22 protein-coding genes, 4 tRNA genes and 2 pseudogenes are annotated in these 26,792 nt (G+C 36.7%); 4 read left to right on the top strand and 24 right to left on the bottom strand.

All coding sequences use genetic code 11. From position 1 onward, the window contains the following. Nucleotides 1-92: 92 nt before the first annotated feature. Nucleotides 93-854 (bottom strand): GLPGLI family protein, encoded by a 762-nt coding sequence (locus tag ACQ86H_RS21020; RefSeq protein WP_431292373.1) that lies wholly within the window; start codon nt 852-854, stop codon nt 93-95. 95 nt (nt 855-949) lie between these two features. On the opposite strand from ACQ86H_RS21020, the gene ACQ86H_RS21025 reads away from it, so the two are divergent. The 4 genes from ACQ86H_RS21025 to miaA all read left to right on the top strand — a co-directional run bounded on the left by ACQ86H_RS21025 (nt 950) and on the right by miaA (nt 4,753). Beyond that, on the top strand, nt 950-1,516 hold the full coding sequence (locus ACQ86H_RS21025) for an L-threonylcarbamoyladenylate synthase (protein WP_138820639.1): 567 nt from the start codon (nt 950-952) through the stop codon (nt 1,514-1,516). Between the two features lie 102 nt (nt 1,517-1,618). Then, nucleotides 1,619-3,025 (top strand): CCA tRNA nucleotidyltransferase, encoded by a 1,407-nt coding sequence (locus ACQ86H_RS21030; protein WP_431292374.1) that lies wholly within the window; start codon nt 1,619-1,621, stop codon nt 3,023-3,025. A gap of 99 nt (nt 3,026-3,124) precedes the next feature. After that, complete coding sequence (locus tag ACQ86H_RS21035) at nt 3,125-3,772, top strand: plasmid pRiA4b ORF-3 family protein (RefSeq protein ID WP_138820637.1); 648 nt, start codon at nt 3,125-3,127, stop codon at nt 3,770-3,772. 72 nt (nt 3,773-3,844) lie between these two features. Continuing rightward, entirely contained in the window at nt 3,845-4,753 is a 909-nt protein-coding gene (gene miaA, locus ACQ86H_RS21040) for a tRNA (adenosine(37)-N6)-dimethylallyltransferase MiaA (protein WP_431292375.1), read from the top strand. Between the two features lie 50 nt (nt 4,754-4,803). On the opposite strand, the gene ACQ86H_RS21045 is transcribed toward miaA, so the two are convergent. The 23 genes and pseudogenes from ACQ86H_RS21045 to ACQ86H_RS21155 all read right to left on the bottom strand — a co-directional run bounded on the left by ACQ86H_RS21045 (nt 4,804) and on the right by ACQ86H_RS21155 (nt 26,769). Next, on the bottom strand, nt 4,804-6,096 hold the full coding sequence (locus tag ACQ86H_RS21045) for a G-D-S-L family lipolytic protein (protein ID WP_431292376.1): 1,293 nt from the start codon (nt 6,094-6,096) through the stop codon (nt 4,804-4,806). 12 nt (nt 6,097-6,108) lie between these two features. Then, on the bottom strand, nt 6,109-7,332 hold the full coding sequence (locus tag ACQ86H_RS21050; RefSeq protein WP_431292377.1) for an OmpP1/FadL family transporter: 1,224 nt from the start codon (nt 7,330-7,332) through the stop codon (nt 6,109-6,111). A 76-nt stretch (nt 7,333-7,408) separates the two neighbouring features. Beyond that, nucleotides 7,409-7,720 carry a DUF3467 domain-containing protein gene (locus tag ACQ86H_RS21055; protein ID WP_029279713.1) on the bottom strand — a complete coding sequence of 104 codons (312 nt, stop codon included), beginning with the start codon at nt 7,718-7,720 and terminating at the stop codon, nt 7,409-7,411. A 377-nt stretch (nt 7,721-8,097) separates the two neighbouring features. Continuing rightward, entirely contained in the window at nt 8,098-8,295 is a 198-nt protein-coding gene (locus ACQ86H_RS21060; RefSeq protein WP_431292378.1) for a hypothetical protein, read from the bottom strand. Between the two features lie 156 nt (nt 8,296-8,451). Next, nucleotides 8,452-12,738: a DNA-directed RNA polymerase subunit beta' gene (rpoC, locus tag ACQ86H_RS21065; RefSeq protein ID WP_131030857.1), complete on the bottom strand. Its 4,287-nt coding sequence runs from the start codon at nt 12,736-12,738 to the stop codon at nt 8,452-8,454. Nucleotides 12,739-12,831: 93 nt separating this feature from the next. Next, nucleotides 12,832-16,634, bottom strand: a pseudogene (rpoB, locus tag ACQ86H_RS21070) (DNA-directed RNA polymerase subunit beta). 156 nt (nt 16,635-16,790) lie between these two features. Further along, the gene (rplL, locus tag ACQ86H_RS21075; protein ID WP_010601097.1) at nt 16,791-17,168 is read right to left on the bottom strand and encodes a 50S ribosomal protein L7/L12; all 378 of its coding nucleotides are present in this window, start codon (nt 17,166-17,168) and stop codon (nt 16,791-16,793) included. Nucleotides 17,169-17,234: 66 nt separating this feature from the next. Further along, complete coding sequence (gene rplJ, locus ACQ86H_RS21080) at nt 17,235-17,708, bottom strand: 50S ribosomal protein L10 (RefSeq protein ID WP_431292379.1); 474 nt, start codon at nt 17,706-17,708, stop codon at nt 17,235-17,237. Between the two features lie 49 nt (nt 17,709-17,757). Then, nucleotides 17,758-18,456, bottom strand: a complete 699-nt coding sequence (rplA, locus tag ACQ86H_RS21085; RefSeq protein WP_025143259.1) for a 50S ribosomal protein L1 — start codon at nt 18,454-18,456, stop codon at nt 17,758-17,760. 20 nt (nt 18,457-18,476) lie between these two features. Beyond that, nucleotides 18,477-18,920 carry a 50S ribosomal protein L11 gene (gene rplK / locus ACQ86H_RS21090; protein WP_010601094.1) on the bottom strand — a complete coding sequence of 148 codons (444 nt, stop codon included), beginning with the start codon at nt 18,918-18,920 and terminating at the stop codon, nt 18,477-18,479. Between the two features lie 141 nt (nt 18,921-19,061). Continuing rightward, nucleotides 19,062-19,679, bottom strand: a complete 618-nt coding sequence (locus ACQ86H_RS21095) for a hypothetical protein (protein WP_138820632.1) — start codon at nt 19,677-19,679, stop codon at nt 19,062-19,064. Nucleotides 19,680-19,913: 234 nt separating this feature from the next. Beyond that, complete coding sequence (locus tag ACQ86H_RS21100) at nt 19,914-20,147, bottom strand: hypothetical protein (RefSeq protein WP_138820631.1); 234 nt, start codon at nt 20,145-20,147, stop codon at nt 19,914-19,916. A gap of 539 nt (nt 20,148-20,686) precedes the next feature. Continuing rightward, a complete protein-coding gene (locus ACQ86H_RS21105; protein ID WP_431292380.1) occupies nt 20,687-21,193 on the bottom strand; it encodes a hypothetical protein in 507 nt (168 codons plus the stop codon). Between the two features lie 14 nt (nt 21,194-21,207). Then, complete coding sequence (locus tag ACQ86H_RS21110) at nt 21,208-22,746, bottom strand: hypothetical protein (RefSeq protein ID WP_138820629.1); 1,539 nt, start codon at nt 22,744-22,746, stop codon at nt 21,208-21,210. Nucleotides 22,747-22,920: 174 nt separating this feature from the next. Next, nucleotides 22,921-23,073: pseudogene (gene nusG, locus ACQ86H_RS21115) on the bottom strand (transcription termination/antitermination protein NusG); the annotation flags it as partial. A gap of 5 nt (nt 23,074-23,078) precedes the next feature. Further along, nucleotides 23,079-23,555 carry a hypothetical protein gene (locus tag ACQ86H_RS21120; protein WP_138820628.1) on the bottom strand — a complete coding sequence of 159 codons (477 nt, stop codon included), beginning with the start codon at nt 23,553-23,555 and terminating at the stop codon, nt 23,079-23,081. Nucleotides 23,556-24,063: 508 nt separating this feature from the next. Continuing rightward, a complete protein-coding gene (gene nusG, locus ACQ86H_RS21125) occupies nt 24,064-24,603 on the bottom strand; it encodes a transcription termination/antitermination protein NusG (RefSeq protein ID WP_025143263.1) in 540 nt (179 codons plus the stop codon). 9 nt (nt 24,604-24,612) lie between these two features. Further along, entirely contained in the window at nt 24,613-24,810 is a 198-nt protein-coding gene (gene secE, locus ACQ86H_RS21130; protein ID WP_025143264.1) for a preprotein translocase subunit SecE, read from the bottom strand. A gap of 109 nt (nt 24,811-24,919) precedes the next feature. Then, nucleotides 24,920-24,990: transfer RNA gene (locus ACQ86H_RS21135), tRNA-Trp, on the bottom strand. An 80-nt stretch (nt 24,991-25,070) separates the two neighbouring features. Further along, nucleotides 25,071-26,258 carry an elongation factor Tu gene (tuf, locus tag ACQ86H_RS21140; RefSeq protein WP_086545150.1) on the bottom strand — a complete coding sequence of 396 codons (1,188 nt, stop codon included), beginning with the start codon at nt 26,256-26,258 and terminating at the stop codon, nt 25,071-25,073. Between the two features lie 120 nt (nt 26,259-26,378). Further along, a tRNA-Thr gene (locus ACQ86H_RS21145) sits at nt 26,379-26,450 on the bottom strand. 79 nt (nt 26,451-26,529) lie between these two features. Next, nucleotides 26,530-26,605 (bottom strand) — tRNA-Gly (locus ACQ86H_RS21150). Nucleotides 26,606-26,686: 81 nt separating this feature from the next. Further along, a tRNA-Tyr gene (locus tag ACQ86H_RS21155) sits at nt 26,687-26,769 on the bottom strand. Nucleotides 26,770-26,792: the final 23 nt, after the last annotated feature.

Here is a 26,792-nt window from a genome sequence, read left to right on the forward strand (position 1 = left end):
TTAATAACCTATCACTAAAATACAGGTTTATTGGATTAAAACATATTGGCTGCAGTAAATAAATGATAAATAATAAGTTACAATCGTAGAAATCAATATAGCTCTTTTATCGGGGCAACTATATTCTTAATATTTGTTGAACCTGTTAATGTATAAGTAAGAACATTATTATCTTTTTCCAAATCCCTTTTATTAGCTTTCCATTTCGAAATAAATATGCTGTGACTAATTTTTTCATCGTTAGCGTAAGCATTGGGTACTTTTAATTCTGCTGGAAATTGATCTACATATTCAATATTTTCTAAGGTATAACTGTAAATATTTTCATTATCGGATACTTGAAATATAATTCCAGGCAAGCCCCCAAATTTCCAAGGACCAACTTTAGTTAAATTGTCTTTTTTAAACCAGGCAATATATCTGCGACCTCTAAAATCGGTTTCAGCCTTTGTACAGATTTCATTATTGATCTTTTTCTTTTCATTTGATATTTCCCAGTTAAAATTATTTAGCGTATCAAAAACCAAAAACATACTCTTTAGCCAGATATTTTCAGCATAAATAAGCCCGGTACCATCGTTTGATTTCAGGATAAATGGCATACGTTCTAGATCACCAACTATTATCTTTTTACTATTCATTTCGTCATCAGCATAAGAAGAATCGTTCTTTAAGCTTTTATTTACAACTGGCATTTCTAAAGACTTCCCGTTGCAAAAGTATTGCTCCAATTTTACATCACTAATTCTTCCGTTTAAGTTTTCGATATTCCTATAATGAAAAATGATCTTTTTTTGGGCAATAACCGCTTTAGACAGGCAAAAGAAAATTGTGATAACTATTATTTTTTTCATATTAATTTCGAGTTTGTTTAAAAATATGAAGTTGGGAGGTTAAAAACCGTAGATTAACATTATTTAACTTCCGCTTTATAAATTAACTTTGCAAAATGCTAAGAGACGAGATTAACAAAGCTTTTGAAGTATTAAAATCGGGTGGGGTAATCCTCTATCCTACCGACACCATTTGGGGAATAGGCTGCGATGCTACCAATCCTGAAGCCGTGGATAAAGTGCTTAAAATAAAAAACCGTCCGGCCGAAAAGAGCTTAATCGTTTTACTCGATGTAGACAGCAAACTGCAAAGTTATGTTGCAGAAATACCTGACGTGGCTTACGATCTGATCGAATATGCAGAAAACCCACTGACCATCATTTTTTCGGATGCCAAAAACCTGGCCCAAAATGTAATCAATGCTGATGGTAGTGTAGGCATCAGGATTGTTAAACATGATTTTTGCACACCATTAATCCAACGTTTTCGAAAACCTATCGTATCAACCTCTGCAAATCTAAGCGGACAACCTTCACCAAAATTCTTTGATGATATTGATCCGGCTATTCTTGATGCAGTTGATTACGTGGTAGACTTTGAGCAGGAAAATCGAAGCAGTAGAAAACCATCGACCATTATGAAACTTTCTCCTGGTGGACAATTTGAATTTATTCGGAAGTAATTTTATTACTTTTGTAATTCTTATTGTCATCCTGAGGCATGAAGGATCTGTTTCATAGCTCGCAGACGCTTTCCATCTCGGCGTGACAAAATAACTAACTTGATGCAACAACACCTACAAAATCCAATATTTAAAACTTTATCCTTAATTGCCGATAAAAGCAGAACCGAAGCTTATGTCATCGGGGGATTTGTTCGCGATTTATTTTTAGATCGCCCTTCAAAAGATATTGATGTAGTTGTGGTGGGTAGTGGAATCGAATATGCAGAAGCTGTAGGCCGAAAATTAGGTACCAAAGTGGCTGTATTTAAGAACTTTGGTACGGCAAACATCAAATATCAGGATTTAGAGGTCGAATTTGTAGGAGCGAGAAAAGAGTCATACCGATCGGATTCGCGTAAACCCATTGTTGAAGACGGCACTTTAGAAGACGATCAGCTCCGCAGGGATTTTACCATCAATGCATTGGCAATTAATTTAAATGCTGCGCATTTTGGCGAACTTTTAGATCCTTTTGATGGGGTTAAAGATTTAGAAAATAAACTGATCCGTACCCCGCTCGATCCGGAAATTACTTTTTCGGATGATCCATTGCGCATGATGCGGGCCATCCGCTTTGCTTCACAACTTAATTTCGATATCGATCCGGCAGCGCTTAATGCCATTAAAACACAGAAGCAGCGCATCAGCATTGTTTCCAGGGAGCGGATTACTGATGAGATGAATAAAATCATCTTATCTAAAAAACCGTCTATAGGTTTTAAACATCTTTTTAATACCGGATTATTGCATATCATTTTTCCTCAAATGGCACAGCTTTATGGCGTGGAAATTATTAAGGGAAAAGGCCATAAAGACAACTTCTACCACACTTTAGAGGTATTGGATAACATCTGTGCAGATACCGATGATTTATGGTTACGCTGGGCAGCTATTTTGCATGATATTGCCAAACCAGCAACCAAACGTTTTGAAGAAGGCCATGGTTGGACATTTCACGGTCATGAAGACCGTGGCGCCCGCATGGTTCCCAAAATTTTTGCACAACTAAAACTTCCTTTAAATGAAAAGATGAAGTATGTGCAAAAACTGGTGCAGCTTCATTTACGCCCGATTGTTCTGGCACAGGAAACCGTTACTGATTCTGCCGTAAGGCGATTACTTTTTGATGCCGGAGAAGAAATTGAAAGCTTAATGTTACTCTGCAATGCCGATGTCACAACGAAAAACGAATACAAAAAAACAAAATATAGAAATAACTTTGAACTGGTAAAACAAAAGCTAAAGGACGTAGAGGAACGCGATAAAATCAGAAACTGGCAACCTCCAATTTCTGGTAACGATATTATGGAAACTTTTGGTCTTAATGCAGGCAAAGAAGTCGGCATAATTAAAAATGCCATCCGTGAGGCGATATTGGAAGGTGAGATCACAAATGATTACCAGGAAGCGTTTAATTTTATGCTCAATCAGGCAAAACAAATGGGATTAAATCCTGTTAATAAATAATTTAATTGCCGTAACAATATGAATATGGTGTCTTTTATGGCACATCATGTTTGTGGTAATTATAAATTAACTTTATTTTTACGATTCCAAAATACAATAATGGCTATTTATAAATTTAGAATTACTTTCGAAGATTTTGATGATGTTGTGAGAGAGATCGACATTAAATCAAACCAAACATTTGAAGACCTCCATAAGGCTATTCACAGATCTACAGGTTATAATGCCGAAAAATCTTCCTCTTTTTACGTAAGCACTGATAATTGGTTAAAAGGTGATGAAATTGCTTATTTACCTAGCGAGCGTAAAAAAGACCGTGTTGTTTTAATGGAGAATTCTAAACTGAGTGGTTTTATTGAAGATCCGCATCAAAAGTTTTACTACATCTATAATTTCGATCGCCCTTATGATTTCCATGTAGAATTGGTAAAAATTATTCTTGACGCGGACCCAAATATCGAATACCCATTTTTAGCTAAAAGCACTGGCGAAGCACCAAAAATAATGGAACAGAATAGTCCACAAGCTGTTGACCCCAGAGGTGCTGCTGCGGCTGCCAGCGAATTTGATTTCTTAAATGAAATGAATTTTGTACCTGAAGACACCGACGAATTAGAAGCCATGGGCGAAATGGGCATTAATGAAGAAGAGAGAGATGAAGATGAGGAAAATGAAGAAGACGAATTTGGAGATGAATTTTCTGATAGCGATAACTTCGAAGATGATAGCCATAAAGACGACTATTAATTAGCAACAAAATAATACTACAAAAGGCTGCCAAATATTTAAATTTGGCAGCCTTTATTTTATACAAACCCCATGCCTCAACCAAAAACCTTGATATCCATTGTTGGTCCTACTGCAATTGGCAAAACAGCTTTGGCTATTCAACTGGCTCAGCATTTTGGCACAGAAATTATTTCTGCAGATTCACGCCAGTTTTTTAAGGAAATGGCCATCGGCACAGCAAAGCCCAACGCTATGGAATTAGCAGCGGCAAAACATCATTTTATCGATTCACATTCGGTTTCACAACTATTTAGTACAGGCGATTTTGAAATAGAAAGTCTAAATACCCTCGATCAAATTTTCAAAAACCACGCTCTGGCTATTATGGTCGGGGGTTCAGGATTATATGTAAACGCATTATTAAATGGCTTGGATGAAATGCCAGATATCGATTTATCGATCAGGGAAAGGCTGAATAAACAGTTTGAAGAAGAAGGTTTAGCAGTTATACAAAATCAACTGGCCCAATTAGACCCAGAATATTTTGCAAAAGTAGATCAACAAAATCCACAAAGAATGATCAGGGGTCTGGAGGTATTTTTATCAACAGGTCAAAAACTTTCTTCAATGCTTTCAGCTACAAAAAAGGAAAGGCCATTTAATATCATCAAAATTGGTTTAAATACCGATCGGGCTGTTCTCTATGATAGAATTAACAGAAGGGTTGACCAAATGATTGCCGATGGTTTAGTAGATGAAGTAAAATCGTTAATACCCTTTAAAAAATACAATGCCTTAAACACAGTAGGTTACAGTGAACTTTTCGATTACCTGGAAGGAAAATCATCTCTTGAAGATGCTGTTTCGGCAATTAAACAAAATACACGTCGCTTTGCCAAACGCCAGCTCACCTGGTTTAGAAGAGATGAAGAGATCAATTGGTTTGAACCTATTGAAAAAGAAAAGGTAATCAATCTTATCCATGATAGGCTAAAATGAAAAAGGTCCTAACAGCGTTAGAACCTTTTAAAATATAAAATCTTTTTGGGTTAATTCGGGAATTTCACCCCTCTGTATTGCGTAATATCAATGTTTGGTACAGTAGAACCGTATTTAGCATTAATGGCATCGATAAATACATTGGCAATTACCGCATTTCCACGTGGCGTTAAGTGAATGCCATCTAAAGAGAATGCGCCACCAGTAATAAATGAAGCGTTGATACCGACACCCTGAACATTAATACCGGTTTTAACCTGATTAAAATAAGCATAAGTATCTGCAATGGCTAAACCTTTGCTTGTAGCTAAAGATTTAATGCTGCTATTGTAGCTATTCACATAATCCTTCACTTTAATCACTTCATCCTTATCCAATACCCACTTATTTTCAATCGGATTTAAAGGGTGCAAACCATAAGGAATGCCAGAACTATTTGGTTTTCCAAATATACCTTCTGATTGAAACGGCAAACGGATTAAATCTTCAGCAGTTGCAGGCCTTACCGTACCTACTCCAGTTTGGATATAAATAGCTGCTGCCGCTGGATTAATTGCCTTAGCGGCATTTAATAAAGCCGCCACCGTTACCGTATTAAAATAAGGAACAGCAGTTACATCAGGAATAGTACCTACAATACCTTTTTGGCCACCAGCAGTTAACGCATTTAAAAAATTAGCATACAAAGAAGAGAAGGTAACCTTATCAGTTAAAGTGGTTGTTGGATCAGTAGACACAGTTACCGCTCCATTTAAAGCATAACCTAGTACATCATTATTTCCAAGCCACAATGAAAAGAAAGTATGGTTTTTGGTTTGAATATATTGAAAATAACTTGTAGTACCTACCTGGGCATCGGTTAATAAACGTTCAAAAAATGGATTTGCTGCACTAAATGCTGGTGCAAAAGCCAAATCAACACGCATGCCCGGAATACCTAGGTTTTGAATTTCGCCACTATATTTTTCTAAATGCTTAGCTGCATCTCTTATAGCAAGTTTATCAATCACAGGAGTTAAAGTTGGCGTACCATTAACCAGTGCTGTTAAAGAAATATAACCTGAGCCATTTGAATGCTCTTCGGTAAAAAATGGAGAAGTAAAAGCTCCGCCCCCTACTGAAGACATCTTTGCTGCAATTAAATTCGGGTATGCGACTTTCTGGCCTTCTAAATATAAGCCTCCATCTGCATAACCTGAAGTTAATGAATTACCCACAGCAATGTATTTGCTGAAATTCGCTTGTCCTGCCGATGTACCCGCCGGTGTTTCTATTTCTGGTTTGCAGGCTGAGGTAAAAAGAATAGCAGCAGCTACGAAACTATTTAATATATATTTTTTCATTTGTAAGTTCTCCTACCATTTATAAGTTAACGAAATACCTGGTGCATAAACCAAAGTTTTAAAGGTACCATCCAGGCCCGTTTCGATGTTCTTCTGTTTACGCGATTTAACATCTTCAAAGAAGAAAGAGGCATTCACTTCGAAATGACTGGTTGGTGTATAACCTAAACCTGCACTTAAGATGTAACGATCAGCATCTGGTGCTTCTGGTGTTACATAACCGTCCTGAACTGGAGAAAAAGCATAACCAACCCCTGCCCTTAATGCAAGTTTTTCTGAGGCCTGGTGGTTAATACCCAATTTAAACGAAGAACCATCACGATAATTTCGTGCTGATTTTGTATCAGCTAAGGCCGAAGTATTTGTTGCATAATCAAAAGCCAGTTCTTTGTAAATGTGCCATTGTACCCAACTTGCATCAAATGCCAAAACTGTACTTTTCGATAAAGGGATACCTACACCTAAACTGGTTGTTGCTGGTAAAGGCAGTTCGGCATTGAATGTATTGCCAGCAGGAAAAGATCCTGTTAACGATTGCGGAACTGTAAAATCTGCAGTACCACCATCCAATTTGGTGATTACTTTCGATTTATGAACGAGGGCAAAAGATATATTGCTTAAGGTTTTAATATATAAACCAGCATTCCATCCGTAACCTTTACCAGTACCATCTAATGTAACATGGCCAGAGCGCCCGTCGGGATAGTTTACCGGTAGTGCTCTTTGAAGATTTACATCTCCATGATTATATACAAAACCAGCACCTATACCAATACGATCCGTAATTTTAATACTTAGAGTAGGCTGAAAATAGATGGCTTTTAAATTTAATGAGGTTAACGCATATTTACCAGACCAGTCATTTCCCCAGTCAACTAAACCACCAAATGGGGTATAAACCCCCAGGCCTAGCTTCCACTTATTTGACTTTGGTCCCCAGACTGCATAAAATTCGAAAGGAGGAGCAATTTTATTCTTTACATCTTCTGTAACATTCGAACCGCTCTGTTTAAAAGCTGATTTAAATAATAGTGGGTTTACACCTGCGGAAACTGAGTTTTTCTCTAAGAAAGTTACTGCACCGGGATTGTAAAATACAGAAGCCTCATCTAAAGCCAATGCAGAACCTGCACCTGCCATACCAATTTGTTTCTGACCTTGTAAATTAACCTGGAAACCCTGCCCCAAAACCCAAAGTGGAGCAGAAAGTAATGCGCTCAATAAAATTTTTTTCATTTATAAATGGTTATACACAAATATATACTATGCTAACATAGCAAACAAATATTTGTTTGTAAGAATTTTATGCGTTTTAGGCTTGAGCAGTCGGCCCACCAAACCCCATAGGAAAAGGTGGTTCTTCCTGGGTTTTAATCCGGCCGTTTACGGCTTCGAATTTTTGAATATTATCTTCTAAAGCTGATAATAAACGTTTTGCGTGTTCTGGCGTTAAAATAATCCTCGATTTTACCTTTGCTTTTGGTATTCCGGGCATTACACGAATAAAATCCAATACAAATTCAGTATTTGAATGGGTAATAATAGCCAGGTTAGAAAAAATTCCCTCAGCAATTTCTTCAGATAACTCTATATTTAATTGGTTCTCGTTTTGTTGTTCTTCCATAATAGTTCAAAAATAAAAAAATCCGCTGCTTAATGGCGGAATTTAAGATATAATGTTTGAAATAAAATCTATAAACTGAATCGTTAATTCAATTAACAATCTGGATCTCCCGGTATTTTGACAAGTTTTACCCTACTTACTGATTTGGAGTACTCTTTTTCAAGTACTCTACGTGCAAAGCATCTGTTGGTAGCTTATAGCTAGTTTATGAACGCTGCCTGAATTTAATGCTATGAATGGATGGTGAATACACTATACAAGATTTGGTATAATGTGATATTGATAAGGATGATCTTAATCAATGGCAACAAAAATCAAGAAATTGTCTTTATGATACAGTTTTCTAATAATTTAATAATGAATTTTAAATCAGATTACTATTTATTAATAAACATTAATATAAAACCAACAGTAACTGCAATTTGGCCAATCCAAAAAATAAACATCCATTTTATAATATCAGCTTTAGCATTAGCCAATGCTTCCTTTGTATTAGCTATGTCTTCCTTTGTAGCCAAGATTTCTTTTTTATTATCTAATTCAGTTCTTACTTCTTCTTTTACAAAAGAAACCAACTGCTCTGCTTCTCGTTCGCCTAGCTAGCTTTTAGGATCTGAAAAAGTTGAATTTCTGTAACACTCATGTGTTTATTTTTTACTAAAGTTACAAAATCTATTCCAAACAAAAAACTCCCCCAATATTGAGGGAGTTTTAAACAAATATCAAAAATATTAAGCTTCTACTTCTTCTTGTTTCGAAGCTAATAATTTATCGTATTCTTCCTGAGAACCAACGATGATTCTTTCGTAACCACGTACACCAGTACCTGAAGGGATTAAGTGACCAACGATCACGTTTTCTTTCAAGCCTAACATATTATCGCGTTTACCTGCAATTGCTGCCTCATTTAATACTTTCGTAGTTTCCTGGAACGAAGCCGCAGAAATGAACGATTTAGTACCTAATGATGCACGTGTAATACCTTGTAAGATAGAACTTGCAGTTGCTGGTCTTGCATCTCTAACCGTAATCTGTTTTAAATCTTTACGTTTCAATTGAGAATTTTCGTCTCTTAATCTACGTAATGAAACAATCTGACCTGGTTTGAAATCTGTAGAATCACCTGCGTCTTCAACAACTTTCTTGTCGTACATTGCATCGTTCTCATCGGCAAAATCCCAACGGTCAACAGCATTGTTTTCTAAGAAAATAGTATCACCTGGATCTTCAATGTGAACTTTCTGCATCATCTGGTGAACAATTACCTCGAAGTGCTTATCGTTAATTTTCACACCTTGTAAACGGTAAACCTCTTGAATACCATTTACTAAGTATTCTTGAACCGCTGCAGGGCCTTTAATTGATAAGATATCGGCAGGAGAGATTGAACCATCTGATAAAGGCATACCTGCTTTTACAAAGTCGTTATCCTGAACAAGGATGTGTTTCGACAATGGAACCAGGTATTTTTTAACTTCACCATCTTTCGATTCGATAGTGATTTCACGGTTACCACGTTTAACGCCACCTAAAGTTACCACACCATCAATCTCAGTTACTACAGCTGGGTTAGATGGGTTACGTGCTTCAAATAATTCCGTTACACGAGGTAAACCACCTGTAATATCCCGGGTTTTACCAGTTGCACGAGGAATCTTAGCGATAATCTGTCCAGTTTGGATTGTTTCACCTTCATCAACTGAAACGTGGGCACCTACCGGAATGTTATAACCTTTAATGAATTCACCTTTCTTATCAACGATCTGAACTGAAGGGTTTTTCGTTTTATCACGGGTATCGATAATTACTTTTTCACGGTGACCAGTTTGCTCATCTGATTCTTCACGGAAGGTTACACCTTCAATAATGGCATCAAACTGTGCTTTACCGGCAAATTCTGACAGAATAACCGCGTTGTATGGATCCCATGAACAGATTTTATCACCTTTAGAAAGTTTATCACCTTCTTTTACGAACAAGAATGCACCGTAAGGAATGTTGTTGGTTACAATGATACGTCCGGTTCCAGGTTCAACGATTTTGAACTCACCTGAACGACCTAATACCACCTGAACTGTTCCTTCTTCTGTTTGTGTATCAACAGTACGGATATTTTCGAATTCGATTACACCATCAAACTTAGCTACGATGTTAGATTCTGCAGCAATGTTTGATGCAGTACCACCCACGTGGAAAGTACGAAGTGTTAACTGTGTACCCGGCTCACCGATAGACTGTGCTGCAATTACACCAACTGCCTCACCTCTCTGAACACGTTTACCAGACGCTAAGTTACGTCCATAACATAATGCACAAACACCACGTTTAGATTCGCAAGTTAATACTGAACGGATCTCGATACCCTCTAGTGGAGATTCTTCGATCAATTTAGCAACATCTTCGTTAATATCTTCGCCAGCACCTACCAATAAAGTGTTATCCAATGGATTGTACACATCATGTAGTGAAGTACGGCCTAAAATCCTGTCGTATAATGGCTCAACGATATCTTCCTGATCTTTTAAAGCGGTCGTATACATACCTCTTAAAGTACCACAATCGTTATCGTTAACAATCATATCCTGCGCCACATCATGTAAACGACGGGTTAAGTAACCCGCATCAGCCGTTTTTAACGCCGTATCCGCCAAACCTTTACGTGCACCGTGAGTAGAGATAAAGTACTCTAATACAGATAAACCTTCTTTAAAGTTTGATAAGATCGGGTTTTCGATAATATCACCACCTGAACCTGATTTCTGAGGTTTCGCCATCAAACCACGCATTCCGCAAAGCTGACGAATCTGCTCTTTAGATCCACGTGCACCTGAATCAAGCATCATGTAAACCGAGTTAAAACCTTGGTTATCTGACGATAACTGAGTCATAACGAATGTAGTTAACCTGTTGTTGATACGGGTCCAGATATCGATAATCTGGTTGTAACGCTCGTTGTTGGTAATGAAACCCATGTTATAGTTGTTTCTTACCTCTTCAACCTCAGCTGCTGCCTGTTCTAATAAAGTATGTTTTTCTACCGGAATGTTTACGTCTTGTAAGTTGAACGATAAACCTCCCTGGAATGCCATTTTGAAACCTAATTCTTTGATATCATCTAAGAATTGAGAAGCACGCGCCATACCAGTCATTTTCACTACTTCACCAATAATATCTCTTAAAGATTTTTTGGTTAATAGTTCATTGATATAACCAACTTCTTCAGGAACCATCTGGTTGAACAATACTCTACCTACAGTAGTTTCAGTTAATTTATTAACGATAGAACCGTCGGCTTGTTTAACATTTACCCTTACTTTGATAAATGCGTGCAAGTCTAATTCTTTCTCGTTATAAGCAATAATAACTTCTTCCGGAGAATAGAAATTCGAATCCTGTCCTTTTACAACTCTGGTTTCATCTGTTCTACGGCCTTTAGTAATATAATAAAGACCCAAAACCATATCCTGAGAAGGTACAGTAATTGGTGTACCGTTTGCAGGGTTTAAGATATTGTGTGCGGCTAACATTAATACCTGGGCTTCCAAAATTGCTGCGTTACCTAACGGTAAGTGGACAGCCATCTGGTCACCATCAAAATCGGCGTTGAATGCAGTACAAACTAATGGGTGTAACTGGATTGCTTTTCCTTCAATTAATTTTGGCTGGAAAGCCTGAATACCTAGTCTGTGTAGTGTTGGTGCACGGTTTAATAATACCGGGTGACCTTTTAATACATTTTCTAAGATATCCCAAACTAACGGATCTTTTCTATCAACGATTTTCTTAGCAGACTTAACTGTTTTTACTACACCACGCTCAATCATCTTACGAATAATGAACGGTTTGTAAAGCTCAGCAGCCATATCTTTAGGAATACCGCATTCGTGTAATTTAAGGCTAGGCCCTACAACAATTACCGAACGGGCTGAATAATCCACACGTTTACCCAATAAATTCTGACGGAAACGGCCTTGTTTACCTTTCAGGATATCTGAAAGTGATTTCAAAGCACGGTTACCTTCAGTTTTTACCGCGTTAACTTTACGTGAGTTATCGAATAACGAATCTACAGCTTCCTGCAACATACGTTTCTCGTTACGTAAAATTACCTCTGGTGCTTTAATCTCGATCAAACGTTTTAAACGGTTGTTACGGATAATTACACGACGGTATAAATCATTTAAATCGGAAGTGGCGAAACGACCACCTTCTAATGGCACTAACGGACGTAATTCTGGTGGAATAACCGGAACGATTTTAACAATCATCCACTCAGGGCGATTCTCGATACGCGTATTAGCTCCACGGAAAGCTTCAACAACCTGAAGACGTTTTAAAGCCTCATTTTTACGTTGCTGAGAAGTTTCGTTAGCTGCCTGGTGACGTAAATCATAAGATAAAGTATCTAAATCAATACGTTTTAATAAATCTTCTAATGCTTCAGCACCCATTTTGGCGATGAATTTATTAGGATCTTTATCGTCTAAGTATTGGTTTTCTTTAGGTAATTTATCTAAGATATCTAAATATTCTTCTTCCGTTAAGAAGTCCATATAGTTGATACCTTCTTCAGCCATTAAACCTGACTGAATAACTACGTAACGCTCGTAATAGATAATTAAATCTAATTTTTTAGTAGGTAAACCTAATAAATAACCGATTTTGTTTGGTAAAGAGCGGAAGTACCAGATGTGTGCAACAGGAACCACTAAAGCAATGTGTCCCATACGCTCACGACGTACTTTTTTCTCCGTTACTTCAACACCACAACGATCGCAAACAATACCTTTATAACGGATACGTTTGTATTTACCGCAATGACATTCGTAATCTTTTACCGGACCAAAAATACGCTCACAGAACAAACCATCACGCTCAGGTTTGTAAGTACGGTAGTTAATGGTTTCTGGTTTCAACACCTCACCGCTTGAACGTTCCAGAATAATTTCCGGAGACGATAAGCTAATCGTGATTGATGTGAAATTGCTTTTTAATTTATTATCCTTTTTGTAAGACATATCTCTTGTATAAGGTTAAAGGCGGAGGGTGGAAAGGTGGAAGGTCTGGGCATTTAAACCCTCAACCTTCTGCCTTTTTACCCTCTACCTTAGTTAATCTAACGTAATATCTAAACCTAATCCGCGTAACTCATGTACCAATACGTTGAACGATTCTGGTACACCTGGCGTTGGTAGGTTTTCACCTTTAACAATGGCTTCGTAAGTTTTCGCTCTTCCGATTACATCATCCGATTTAACGGTTAAGATCTCCTGAAGAATATTAGCTGCACCAAATGCCTCTAATGCCCAAACCTCCATCTCACCAAAACGCTGACCACCGAACTGGGCTTTACCACCCAATGGTTGTTGTGTAATTAATGAATATGGTCCGATTGAACGGGCGTGCATCTTATCATCAACCATGTGACCTAATTTCAACATGTAGATAATACCTACAGTTGTAGTCTGATCGAAACGCTCACCTGTTAAACCATTGTATAAGTAGGTTTTTCCTGAAGCAGGAACTCCTGCTTTAGCGATCCATTCTTCTACCTCATCATGCGTAGCACCATCAAAAATCGGAGTTGCAAATTTAACACCTAATTCTTTACCGGCCCATGCCAATACGGTTTCGTAGATCTGACCAAGGTTCATACGTGAAGGTACACCCAGTGGGTTCAACACGATATCAACCGGACTACCATCAGCTAAGAAAGGCATATCTTCATCACGTACAATACGCGCTACAATACCTTTGTTACCGTGGCGACCCGCCATTTTATCACCTACTTTTAATTTACGTTTTTTAGCTACATAAACTTTTGCCATCTGTACGATTCCTGAAGGAAGCTCATCACCTACACTGATCGCGAATTTATCACGTTTGTAAGCACCAAGTTCCTCGTTAACACGGATACCGTAGTTGTGAAGCAACATTTTAATCATCTCGTTTTTATCATCATCAGTAGTCCATTTGTTAGGACTAATGTGATTATAATCAAGCTCAGCTAAAATTTTCTGAGTAAATTTAGCGCCTTTAGCAACTAATAATTCTTTGTAAATGTTAAATACACCCTGAGATGTTTTTCCATTTACGATAGTGAATAATTTGTCAACTAATTCTGCTTTTAATTTCTCAGTGATATTGTTATATCCTTTGTCTAATTTCTCAATTGCTGATTTTTCCTCAGCTTTTGTAGTTTTCTTAGCACGGCTGAATAATTTAGTATCAATTACCACACCCTGGATAGAAGGAGGAGTTTTTAAAGACGCATCTTTAACATCACCTGCTTTATCACCAAAAATTGCACGTAGTAATTTCTCTTCCGGTGAAGGATCAGATTCTCCTTTTGGCGTAATCTTACCAATTAAAATATCACCTTCTTTTACATCAGCACCAATACGGATAATACCATTTTCATCAAGGTCTTTAGTAGCCTCTTCAGAAACGTTCGGGATATCTGGTGTTAATTCCTCTTCTCCACGCTTAGTATCACGTACTTCTAATTCAAACTCTTCAATATGCAATGAAGTGAAAACGTCATCACGAACAATACGCTCGTTAATTACAATCGCATCCTCAAAGTTGAAACCTTGCCAAGGCATGAATGCCACTTTCAAGTTTCTACCTAGTGCCAATTCACCATTTTCAGTCGCATAACCTTCGCAAAGCACTTGTCCTTTAGTTACTTTCTGACCTTTCTTAACGATTGGTTTTAAGTTGATACAAGTATTCTGGTTGGTTTTTTGAATTTAATTAAACGGTAAGTTTTGCTATCACCTTCAAACGAAACTAAACGATCATCTTCGTTACGCTCATATTTAATGGTGATTTCGTTAGCATCAACATACTCTACAACACCGTCACCTTCTGCGTTGATCAAAGTTCTTGAGTCACGTGCCACGCGACCTTCTAAACCTGTTCCTACAATTGGTGCTTCAGGACGTAACAATGGTACGGCCTGACGTTGCATGTTCGATCCCATCAAAGCCCTGTTCGCATCATCATGTTCCAGGAACGGAATTAACGAAGCAGCGATTGAAGTAATCTGGTTAGGCGCAACGTCCATTAAGTCTAATTTCTCAGGCTCAATAATCGGGAAGTCACCCTCATAACGCGCTTTAACACGCGGTGTGGTAAAGTTACCTTTATCATCATACTCTGCATTGGCCTGAGCGATGGTTTTACCATCTTCATCTTCAGCAGATAAATAAATAACGTCTGAATCTACAACTACTTTACCATCTTCAACACGTTTGTATGGTGTTTCAATGAAACCTAAATTATTGATTTTTGCATGCACACAAAGTGATGAAATCAAACCAATATTTGGTCCCTCCGGAGTTTCAATAGTACATAAACGACCATAGTGTGTATAGTGAACGTCACGTACCTCGAAACCGGCACGCTCACGTGATAAACCACCTGGACCTAAAGCCGATAAACGGCGTTTGTGCGTGATCTCTGCTAATGGATTCGTTTGATCCATGAACTGAGATAACTGGTTAGTACCAAAGAAAGAGTTGATTACCGATGATAACGTACGGGCATTAATCAAATCAGTTGGTGTAAACACCTCGTTATCACGAATGTTCATACGCTCACGGATTGTTCTGGCCATACGGGCTAAACCAACACCAAATTGTGCGTACAATTGCTCACCCACCGTACGTACACGACGGTTAGACAAGTGATCGATATCATCCACCTCTTCTTTTGAGTTGATCAGTTTGATCAGGTATTTCACAATTGCAATAATATCTGCTTTTGTTAATACTTTAACCTCATCAGGGGTATTCATTTTTAATTTACGGTTGATACGGTAACGACCAACATCTCCTAAATCGTAACGTTTATCTGAGAAGAATAAACGATCAATGATACCACGGGCTGTTTCCTCATCAGGTGGTTCTGCGTTACGCAAAGCACGATAGATGTTTTCTACAGCTTCTTTTTCTGAGTTTGATGTATCTTTCTGTAATGTATTATATATAATGGTATAATCAGCCTGACTTGCGCCATCTTCTTTTGACAAGATGATGCTTTTTACGCCAGCTTCGATAACCATATCAATGTGTTCGTCTTCTAAAACGGTTTCTCTTTCAAGAATCACTTCATTACGGTCGATAGAAACTACCTCACCAGTATCTTCATCAACAAAATCTTCAACCCATTTTTTTAATACCCTTGCAGCCAGTTTACGACCGATGTATTTCTTTAAACCAGATTTACTAACTTTTACTTCGTCAGCAAGATCGAAAAGTTCCAAGATATCTTTATCAGAATCGTAACCGATAGCACGTAATAAAGTGGTAACCGGGAATTTTTTCTTACGATCGATATAAGCATACATCACGTTATTAACGTCTGTAGCGAACTCGATCCATGAACCTTTGAAAGGAATTACACGGGCAGAATACAATTTGGTTCCGTTAGTGTGACGGCTTTGGCCGAAGAACACTCCTGGAGAACGGTGTAATTGCGAAACGATAACACGTTCTGCACCGTTAATAACAAACGTACCTTTTGGTGTCATATACGGGATAGTACCTAAGTACACATCCTGAATAATGGTTTCAAAATCTTCATGTTCTACATCATTACAAGAAAGCTTCAGCTTTGCTTTTAATGGAACATTGTAGGTTAATCCACGCTCAATACACTCGTGTATATCGTAACGTGGCGGATCAACAAAATAATCAAGAAACTCTAATACGAAGATATTTCTTGAATCTGTTATTGGAAAGTTTTCAGCAAACACTTTGAACAAACCTTCGCTTGAGCGATCGTCTGATGTGGTATCTATCTGGAAAAATTCTCTGAATGATTGCAATTGCACATCCAGAAAATCCGGATAGTCTATAATGTGCTTACTAGTTGCAAAATTTACTCTTTGTTCGACTGTCTTTGCCAATGGACTAAAAGATTTTAGTTTAAGAATAAACTATTTGTTTGGTTTCGTTCTAACCATGCTCATTAACCAAACAAAATGAGATGTTTATAAACAGGTAAAGACACCGACATTTTCAGTCGGTGTCTGATACATTTTTAGCTTAGCTAAGTTAAGTGATTACTTAATCTCAACTACTGCTCCAGCTTCTTCTAATTGTTTTTTAAGAGCTTCTGCTTCGTCTTTAGCAACACCAGCTTTTAATTCTTTTGGTGCTCCGTCTACTAAGTCTTTAGCTTCTTTCAAACCTAAACCAGTTAAGTCTTTAACAAGTTTTACAACTGCTAATTTCTGACCACCAGCTTCTTTTAAGATTACATCAAAAGATGTTTTTTCTGCAGCAGCAGCAGGTGCATCACCACCAGCAGCAGGACCAGCAACTACAGCAGCAGCTGCAGGCTCAATACCATACTCATCTTTTAAGATTTGAGCTAATTCATTAACTTCTTTTACTGTTAAGTTTACTAATTGCTCAGCAAACGCTTTTAAATCTGCCATTTTATTAAGATTTTAAAAATTTACGTGTGTAATAATTTTGTTTAATTTGCGAACTTAAGGTGTTCGTTAACCTTCTCTTTCCTGAAGAGTTTTAACAATTCCTGCAATTTTGTTACCGCCTGATTGAAGCGCAGATAGCACATTTTTAGCTGGTGACTGTAATAATCCAATGATATCGCCAATAAGCTCTTCTCTTGATTTTAAGCTTACTAAGTTATTCAATTGGTCATCGCCAACGTATACTGATGAATCTATAAATGCTGCTTTAAGCACAGGCTTATCAGAAGTTTTTCTCAAAGCTTTAATCAACTTAGCCGGAGCATTTGCTGTTTTTGAGAATAATAATGATGATGAACCTTTAAGCGCTTCGTATATCTCAGAAGCATCGCCATCTAAACCTTCAATCGCTTTGCGAATTAAAGAGTTCTTAGCAACCTTCATTACGATATCACCTTCGAAACATTTGCGGCGGATGTTATTGATCTGCTCTACAGAAAGGCTAGAGGTATCAGCAATGTAAAAATTGCCAAACTCTTGCATTTGTCCTTGTAGTTCTAAAACTACTTCGTTTTTTCTTCTCTGTTCATGATTAGATCCCCGCTACTGATTTTGTTTCAATTGCAATCCCAGGACTCATTGTAGAAGACACGTGAATGCTCTTAAAATAAGTTCCTTTTGCAGCAGATGGTTTTAATTTAGAAATTACCTGAATGATTTCAAGTGCATTCTCATAAATTTTATCTGCTGGGAATGATACTTTTCCTATCGAGGCGTGTATGATACCCGTTTTGTCTACTTTAAAATCAATTTTACCTGCTTTAACCTCTGTTACAGCTTTACCAACTTCGTTGGTTACTGTGCCAGATTTTGGGTTAGGCATTAAGTTCCTTGGACCTAAAACACGGCCCAATTTACCTACCTTAGCCATACAAGCTGGTGTAGTGATAATAATGTCTACATCGGTCCAACCACCTTCAATTTTAGCAACATACTCGTCTAAACCTACGAAGTCTGCGCCAGCTGCTTTTGCTTCTTCTTCCTTGTCAGGAGTTACTAAAGCTAAAACACGTACAGTTTTACCTGTTCCGTGTGGTAAAGTAGCAATACCACGTACCATTTGATTGGCTTTACGCGGATCTACTCCTAAAGATACATCAATATCAACTGAAGCATCGAATTTAGTAGTAGTGATTTCTTTTACCAAAGCAGCAGCATCCTTCAAAGTATAAGCTTTACCAGCTTCTATTTTAGCATGTGCCTTTTTTTGATTTTTAGTTAATTTCGCCACTGTTGTAAACTGTTTTTTAATTAATTGTTCCAGGGTGCGTCACCAGAAACGGTGATTCCCATACTGCGTGCTGTTCCAGCAACCATACTCATTGCTGATTCGATTGTAAATGCATTTAAATCAGGCATTTTATCCTCAGCAATAACTTTAATCTGGTCCCAGGTCACCGACCCAACTTTCTTACGGTTAGGCTCAGCAGAACCACTCTGTAATTTAGTAGCATCTTTTAACTGGATAGCTACCGGAGGGGTTTTGATGATGAAATCGAATGACTTATCAGCATAAACAGTAATTACAACTGGCAATACTTTACCTGCTTTATCTTGGGTACGAGCGTTGTACTGTTTGCAAAACTCCATGATGTTCACCCCTTTAGCACCTAATGCAGGTCCTACTGGTGGCGATGGATTTGCCGCTCCGCCTTTGATCTGTAATTTGATCATTGCACTGACTTCTTTTGCCATTTTGTGTTTTTTGTTTATTTAAAACTCAATGTTAAATATTGGAAGCATGTAACATTTAATTCCTTATAGCTCCTATAAAGCTTAAAGGACTGCAAAGATATGGATAATCTTACATTACTGCAATAGATAAGAAGAAATATATTATTTCTCTTTGAAATAACTATTAAACAAATCACTCAACTCTAAAATAGCTTTCCTTCCTTTTCTGCCCGGACATTTTTCATTATAATAATCTGGTGCATAAAAAAACAGTTCCTTAATGTTATCTTTAGTGATAAGATGTAAATAAATTTGACCGCCGTCGGAGATAGCGTAACCGGGTTGTTTTAAATCACACCCTTCTCCGTCAATTTTATCATCACTAACGCTCCACATTTTTAATTTTGCGGATTTTGTCCAGAATTGTTTCAAACTATCTAAATTTAAATATTTTGGTTGAAAAAAAACATTTATATCAACGGGTATAAAATATATTAAATTTGCATTCTTCTTTAAAAAAGCCTCTCTAAATGCTCTTGGAATTTCTTTCAATTTAGGACCAAGTTTCGTGTTGCTTTTATAGGTATAGGTCGATATTGTATCACCAACTTTACTTAGAATTTGATATTCTATATGATATTGATTAGCAGATGAAATTATATAGGTACTATCTGCATGTTTTTGAAAAAATTTATGCATTGGGGTAATCCCTAAGTAGTTTTGAGCTTGGACATTTAAATAAGAAAAACAAAAAACAAATAAATAAACTATAAATCTCATATTAACTATTTTTTAGGGCAAAAGGGCGTGCTGTTATCTGCGTATCCTGAATGGTGGGCATTTTCTAAACCTTTCATTGTAGAAAAATCTATTGTTTGATTTGTCCCCCCAATCTTAAATGAATCATTTTTATAACTATCCTGCCATAGGGAAGTACCTGGAACCCCTCACTAAGCCTATTCTTAACTCTTCAGGACATTATTAAGTCCTGATAGTATTAATAGATGCAATAAGCTAAATTGTCTTTTCACTTATTCCTAAGATTTCAAATCCTTTGTTTCTTTTTACTCTCAATAGAAAGTCGTGACCAGTTGATCTAAAAATTATCTCAACATATATTAATTCATCTTTCGATTTCAATTGTACAACTTCCGCTAAAGGCAAAGGCTTATAAATATCCATTTTACTTAAAATATCCTTCACCAGTGTACCTTCCGGTAGTACAACGCACTCTTTTCCATTAACCATTATTTTAACATCCTTATTAAATCCTTTAAGTCTAATAAGTGTTTTAAAATATAATACAGTGGTAGCTTTAGAACTAATACCGAATCTCTATTATCGAGGATCTTAGTTTCATTTCTATTGCATGATAAATAAAAAACAGTGTCATTAGCCAAAGACAAATATTTAATATGATTATTCTTCTCATTTCTTATAAAGTCTAATCCTATAATTATATGGTGCAACACCATCATTTTCTATTATTAAACCAAAAGCAGATTCTTCAAAACATCTCCATTCTGTACAATTTTAACAATTGAATAGTAGAAAATCCTCTGTAATACTTCCTGTATACATACAAATTATAATATTATTATAAAATTAATTAGAGATTATCACATGCGACACTTATGCACCAAAGAGGGGTTTATAAACATCAGCGTTTCTATTTTATCATTCATATTTGAAATAGGTTTTAAAGAAATTCTCAATTTTTATAATTGCCTGCCTACCTTTTCTACCTGGACATATTTCCTTTTCATAATATTGAGGAGCATAAAAACTCAACTCTTTAATACTTTTTTTGTTATTAGCGTTAACTTTGTACTTGAAGCATCACGGATTTGCCTTTGTAAACTACCCTGATCAATAGGACAGCCAGCACCATCTACTTGATCATCGTTGATATTCCATGGTTTTAGCATAATAAGTTCTTGCCAGAATTTCCTAAGGCTATCAGCAGATAAATATTTGGCGGTAAAGTAAGAATTTATATCTACAGGAACCTGAGTATTTTGATATAGCCTATATCTCAAATTATGTGGAACCACAATTCTCTGATCAAAACTGGAAACAATTTTGTAAGTGTAAGCATTAATAGTATCTCCTTTTTTGCTTAACATGAAATACTCAGGATTAATTTCCCAGTTACTTTCATAGTTCATAATGATTGTACTATCCGCGTTAGCTTTTAAGTATTTATATATTGGCGTAGTATTATGTTTTTTCTGAGCAGAAATCATTGAACTCTGAAGCGTCAACATTAGAACAAATATTATTTGGTATTTCATCGGATTAGAAATTACTATTTACACTTTAGGCTTTGGGTTAACGGACTAGTACCTTCTTGTCCACGCTCAGCAGCGAGGGTATATGGCGTTCCGGAAGGTGCATGTTTTGCCGCCTGGGTGCCGGTTAACCCAATCCATCCGATCTTCTTAAAATAATCAGGATCAGCAGGATAACCTATCCCTTCAGCATCAGCATATTTTTTCACCATTTCTCCAATTGAAGTCGCGAAACTATTCGCCATCTGTTCATGTTGAATAGTTCCAAGCTGATCATTTAAGGGCATTCCGCTTTTGTCAAATAAAAGGTTATAACTAGCTACAAAATTAGCATCGTACCCAGTTTTTCCCTCGTTCATTAAACGGAGGTTCCAGTCGAAATAAGCATGTACATATTCGTGCATCATTGTAGCTGCAACAGCCAAATCCGTCATCTTATTTAGATGATCTGAATTAAACTTTATTTGAGTAAGAAGTCCCTGATTAGGGTCCGGATTTATTATCCAAACAGTTTCAGCCAAATGACTACTTGTTAGTTTACCCTCGGTAATTATTCCATTAAAATTAGAGCCCGTACTCAAATTCAATTTATTCAATACATTAGCAATTAAGCCTGCGCTTATACTGCTATTTTTCATACCCAATGCTTCTAATGCTGCTTTTATATCTTTTAAACATTGCCGGGCATTAGGATCTACATCAACTTTCTTTGAACTTGTAGTACCACCTCCTCCATACCCCCCATGCGTACCGGCATATCCTTCATTATCGCCATAATCCCCATCACAACTTCCTGGTAAATGAGCAAAACCAGATATATAAGGCGAGCACACCTCATATCCCTCTGCCCCCACACAAGATTGCCCCCATATTGGTATCTCTACTCCATCAGCACAGGGTGATTTTACTGCAACTAATTTATCTTTTAAGCTTAGGTTTAATTCTTTTGCATCCGCGCGTTGCAGCTTTATATTTAATAAAGATTGATTTAATAAATTTAGTTTGCCTGTACTTTTTGCAATTTGCCCGTTGGCGTAAAGCGAACCATTGCTAAAACTACCATCAGTATTAAAATAATACACTTTACCGTTTAAGTTGCCTACATTTTTATAATGTAAGCTTTCTGGTTTGTTCAGTTGTGCATTATTTACAATAGCCATATAACAACCGGCAACGATTGTATTTTTATCTGTGTTTTTAATTAAAACCAATCTGATGTTACTTTTTGATAAACCCAATCTGGGCTCATTGGCATCATTGGGACTATCTCCAATAAAAATTCTATTTGGATTATTTAAGCCTACCTCAATAATGGTCTGGTTATCCTGAGTAGTAGTATAAATATCATCCCAGTTGGGGGCCATTGTGGTAAAAGGATTGGTATCTACCCTTTTTAAATTGAACTGTACCCATGCTTTCGCACTTTTTAAATCAGTATCGTTTAAGCTTACCTGATTAACACCATCCTTTTTACATCCCTGTATCAAGAGAAATGAAATGCATAATAATGAGAGTGAAATCTTAAATAGATTTCCGTTAAATAGATTCTTTTCCACTGTTATTGATATTAATAATTACCATAAAAAGAATATTTTATAGTAAAATAATTTAAAGCCAATATACCAATAAATCTAAAACTACAAACAAATAATACAAAAGGTATCTAAAAAATAAAGGCATAAAAAAAAAACCGAATTGATCGGGCCTTTCAAATATTTTAAATAATTTTCTTACTCTTTTTCTACTTGCATGCAGTTAAGCTCAAGTGGTGTTTTAAGACCAAAGATTTTAACCATTACTTTCAATTTTTTCTCCTCTTCGTTTACCTCCTCGATAATACCTGAGAAACCATTGAAAGGTCAGTCCATTACTTTGATACCTTTCAGGGTTAATTGATATGCCTGATAAAGCCAAAAACAATTGGTTGGTGCAAAACAATAGGCTTAGACGAGTTTATTATTGGATATAGTTTTTCAACTTGTCTGAGCAAACCAAAACCATAGTCCAACATTCCATCCTCACTGTTATAGTGGTACAAGGTTAAAACAACTATTCTATTTGCATATTCCTTAAAAGGGATGGTTATGGATTTGAACAACTTTACTTTTCGGTCGTCTAACATAAAAATGTCACGAACCACAGAATCGATTTTATCAGAAAAGTAAAGCGTATCTATTAAGCCCTTATCATTAAATGAAATACCCATGCTATAAATATAGGCTTGATTTTTTTGGGCATCAAAAAGTCTATCGGATGTGCTTTTAAACAAATAATGTTCTATTACCTTCTCGAATGATGGCTTTTTCTCTTGAGCCTGGCAGATGGAAAAGCTAAGACTTAAAAGTATGAGTATATTTCTTCGCATATTGATTTTGATTAAGGTGTGCAATACGTTCCTAATTTATTTGATACAGTCTTAGATTTGCGACGATTGTTAATATCTACAATTTGAGTACGTTGATTGGCAGTTAGGTTAGAAGTATAAAGCGTCATGTTTGTAAGCCTCCCCAATTGTTGTAAACGGATTGGTATCTACCCTTTTTAAATTCAACTGTACCCAGATTTTCGCACTTTTAAATTGGTATCGTTTAAGCTTACCTGATTAACATCATCCTTTTTACCCCCTGTATCAAGAGAAATGAAATGCATAATAATGAGAGTGAAATCTTAAATAGATTTTCGTTAAATAGATTCTTTTCCATTGTTATTTACATTAATAGTTACCATAAAAAGAATATTTTATAGTAAAATAATTTAAGCCAATATACCACAAATCCAAAGCTACAAACAAATAATACAAAAATGTCTCTAAAAAATAAAGGCATAAAAAAACCCCGAATTGATCGGGGCTTTCAAATATTTTAAATAATTTTTTACTCTTTTTCTACCTGCATGTAGTTAAGCTCAAGCGGTGTTTTACGCCCAAAGATTTTAACCATAACTTTTAGTTTCTTCTTCTCTTCGTTTACCTCTTCGATAATACCTGAGAAACCGTTGAAAGGTCCGTCCATCACTTTGATGCCTTCGCCAACATAATAAGGCACATTCATGGTTTCGCCCTGTTCGCTCATCTCATCAACCACACCTAAAATACGGTTCACTTCTGCCTGGCGCATTGGGATAGGGTTACCGGCTTTATCGCCTAAAAAACCTATAACACTGTTAATGCCCTTAATAATATGTTCTAATTCTCCATCTAATGTAGCTTCGATTAAAACATAACCAGGATAAAAATTACGCTCTTTGGCAATTTTTTTACCATCTTTCATTTGGTAATATTTTTCCATTGGTATTAAAACCTGAGGAACCAAATGAGAGAAACCTAAACGGCTGATCTCAGCATCAATGTACTGTTTTACTTTCTTTTCTTTACCGCTAACAGCCCTTACAACGTACCACTTTAGATCGCTCATTAGTAAATATTAATTAGAAAGTGATTTATAAAAAGTATCTAACACAAATGTCGATCCCTTATCCATTGCAAAAATAACCAATGCAATAATTAAAGAAGCCACTAATACAAGAATTGCCGAACTTTGCAGTTCGCCCCAAGTAGGCCATGTAACCTTATTGGTCATTTCATCGTACGATTCTTTTATAAACTCAACTACTTTAGCCATATTTAATTTATTGAATGACTGAATGAGTAAATGAGTGAATGATAATATCCGAAAGTAAACTTTCAAATTCAATCCTTCACTCATTCAATTACTCAACCATTGTTTTGAGCACGGGAACAAGGATTCGAACCCTGATCAAAGGTTTTGGAGACCTCTATTCTACCGTTGAACTATTCCCGTATTTAGAAAGCAAAATGCTTAAGTGAATTCAAGCACTTTGCTTTCCGTTATTTACCTAAGCCCCCTAAGGGGTTGGGGTTTTATTTTAAAATTTCAGTTACCTGACCGGCACCTACTGTTCTACCACCTTCACGGATAGCGAAACGTAGACCTTTTTCCATTGCAATAGCGTTGATCAACTTTACAGTGATTGTAACGTTATCACCTGGCATTACCATCTCAGTACCTTCAGCTAGTGAAATCTCACCAGTAACGTCTGTAGTACGGAAATAGAATTGAGGACGGTATTTGTTGAAGAATGGAGTGTGACGACCACCTTCAGCTTTTGATAATACATAGATCTCAGCTTTGAAATCAGTGTGAGGAGTTACTGAACCTGGTTTACAGATTACCATACCACGACGGATATCAGTTTTCTCAATACCACGTAACAATAAACCTACGTTATCACCAGCTTCACCGTAATCTAAGATTTTACGGAACATCTCAACACCAGTTACTGTAGATTTTAAGTTCTCAGCACCCATACCTAAGATCTCAACCGGATCTCCAGAGTTGATTACACCACGCTCAATACGACCAGTTGCTACAGTACCACGACCAGTGATCGAGAATACATCTTCAACAGGCATTAAGAATGGAAGATCAGTTAAACGTGGAGGAATTGGAATGTAGCTATCAACAGCATCCATTAATTCCATAATTTTACCAACCCATTTAGGATCGCCGTTTAATCCACCTAATGCAGAACCTTGGATTACAGGAATATCATCACCTGGGAATTCGTAGAATGATAATAATTCACGAACTTCCATTTCTACTAATTCTAATAATTCAGGATCATCAACCATATCCACTTTATTCATGAATACAACTAATGAAGGCACACCAACCTGACGAGCTAATAAGATGTGCTCACGAGTTTGTGGCATTGGACCATCAGTAGCAGCAACAACGATAATTGCACCGTCCATCTGAGCAGCACCAGTAACCATGTTTTTCACGTAATCCGCGTGACCTGGACAGTCAACGTGTGCATAGTGACGGTTAGCTGTTGAATACTCAACGTGAGCTGTATTGATTGTAATACCTCTTTCTTTTTCCTCTGGAGCAGAGTCAATTGAATCGAATGAACGTGCCTCAGTTAAACCAGCATCAGCCAAAACTTTTGTAATAGCTGCTGTTAAAGTTGTTTTACCGTGATCGACGTGACCGATTGTACCGATGTTTAAGTGCGGTTTACTGCGGTCAAATTTTTCTTTTGCCATTTTATTTATAACTAATTAGTAGGTTAACTTTTTATTATTTTTTATTTATTGTTATTTCAACACAAAAAACCTTGTCTACTCTGCTTATTAAACAGATTTAACAAAGCTTTATTATACCTGAGCCAACTATGGGAATTGAACCCACGACCTCTTCCTTACCAAGGAAGTGCTCTACCGCTGAGCTAAGTCGGCTTTTTAGTTTCCAGTTCCAGCTTTTAGTTTTAACTATATTAAAACTGTTACCAACAACTGCCCACTTTCTAATTTTTATTGGAGCGGAAGACGAGGTTCGAACTCGCGACCTATAGCTTGGAAGGCTATCGCTCTACCAACTGAGCTACTTCCGCTTTTAAAAACCAGTGATTGATTGAATGAAAGAATGAGAGAATTACTCTATCATTAAAACATTTGGCCATTCATTTAAAGTGTGGGGAGAGAAGGATTCGAACCTTCGAAATCTTGCGATAACAGAGTTACAGTCTGTCCCATTTGGCCGCTCTGGAATCTCCCCATTTTTTACTTTAAAATGCTAAC

Source organism: Pedobacter sp. P26 (assembly GCF_050632135.1).
Classification (GTDB): domain Bacteria; phylum Bacteroidota; class Bacteroidia; order Sphingobacteriales; family Sphingobacteriaceae; genus Pedobacter.

Coding starts and splice junctions, on each gene's coding strand:
- ACQ86H_RS21020 (WP_431292373.1), bottom strand. CDS start 854: ATGAAAAAAATAATAGTTATCACAATTTTCTTTTGCCTGTCTAAAGCG.
- ACQ86H_RS21025 (WP_138820639.1), top strand. CDS start 950: ATGCTAAGAGACGAGATTAACAAAGCTTTTGAAGTATTAAAATCGGGT.
- ACQ86H_RS21030 (WP_431292374.1), top strand. CDS start 1,619: ATGCAACAACACCTACAAAATCCAATATTTAAAACTTTATCCTTAATT.
- ACQ86H_RS21035 (WP_138820637.1), top strand. CDS start 3,125: ATGGCTATTTATAAATTTAGAATTACTTTCGAAGATTTTGATGATGTT.
- miaA (WP_431292375.1), top strand. CDS start 3,845: ATGCCTCAACCAAAAACCTTGATATCCATTGTTGGTCCTACTGCAATT.
- ACQ86H_RS21045 (WP_431292376.1), bottom strand. CDS start 6,096: ATGAAAAAATATATATTAAATAGTTTCGTAGCTGCTGCTATTCTTTTT.
- ACQ86H_RS21050 (WP_431292377.1), bottom strand. CDS start 7,332: ATGAAAAAAATTTTATTGAGCGCATTACTTTCTGCTCCACTTTGGGTT.
- ACQ86H_RS21055 (WP_029279713.1), bottom strand. CDS start 7,720: ATGGAAGAACAACAAAACGAGAACCAATTAAATATAGAGTTATCTGAA.
- rpoC (WP_131030857.1), bottom strand. CDS start 12,738: ATGTCTTACAAAAAGGATAATAAATTAAAAAGCAATTTCACATCAATC.
- rplL (WP_010601097.1), bottom strand. CDS start 17,168: ATGGCAGATTTAAAAGCGTTTGCTGAGCAATTAGTAAACTTAACAGTA.
- rplJ (WP_431292379.1), bottom strand. CDS start 17,708: ATGCAAGAGTTTGGCAATTTTTACATTGCTGATACCTCTAGCCTTTCT.
- rplK (WP_010601094.1), bottom strand. CDS start 18,920: ATGGCAAAAGAAGTCAGTGCAATGATCAAATTACAGATCAAAGGCGGA.
- ACQ86H_RS21095 (WP_138820632.1), bottom strand. CDS start 19,679: ATGAGATTTATAGTTTATTTATTTGTTTTTTGTTTTTCTTATTTAAAT.
- ACQ86H_RS21100 (WP_138820631.1), bottom strand. CDS start 20,147: ATGGTTAATGGAAAAGAGTGCGTTGTACTACCGGAAGGTACACTGGTG.
- ACQ86H_RS21105 (WP_431292380.1), bottom strand. CDS start 21,193: ATGAAATACCAAATAATATTTGTTCTAATGTTGACGCTTCAGAGTTCA.
- ACQ86H_RS21120 (WP_138820628.1), bottom strand. CDS start 23,555: ATGCGAAGAAATATACTCATACTTTTAAGTCTTAGCTTTTCCATCTGC.
- nusG (WP_025143263.1), bottom strand. CDS start 24,603: ATGAGCGATCTAAAGTGGTACGTTGTAAGGGCTGTTAGCGGTAAAGAA.
- secE (WP_025143264.1), bottom strand. CDS start 24,810: ATGGCTAAAGTAGTTGAGTTTATAAAAGAATCGTACGATGAAATGACC.
- tuf (WP_086545150.1), bottom strand. CDS start 26,258: ATGGCAAAAGAAAAATTTGACCGCAGTAAACCGCACTTAAACATCGGT.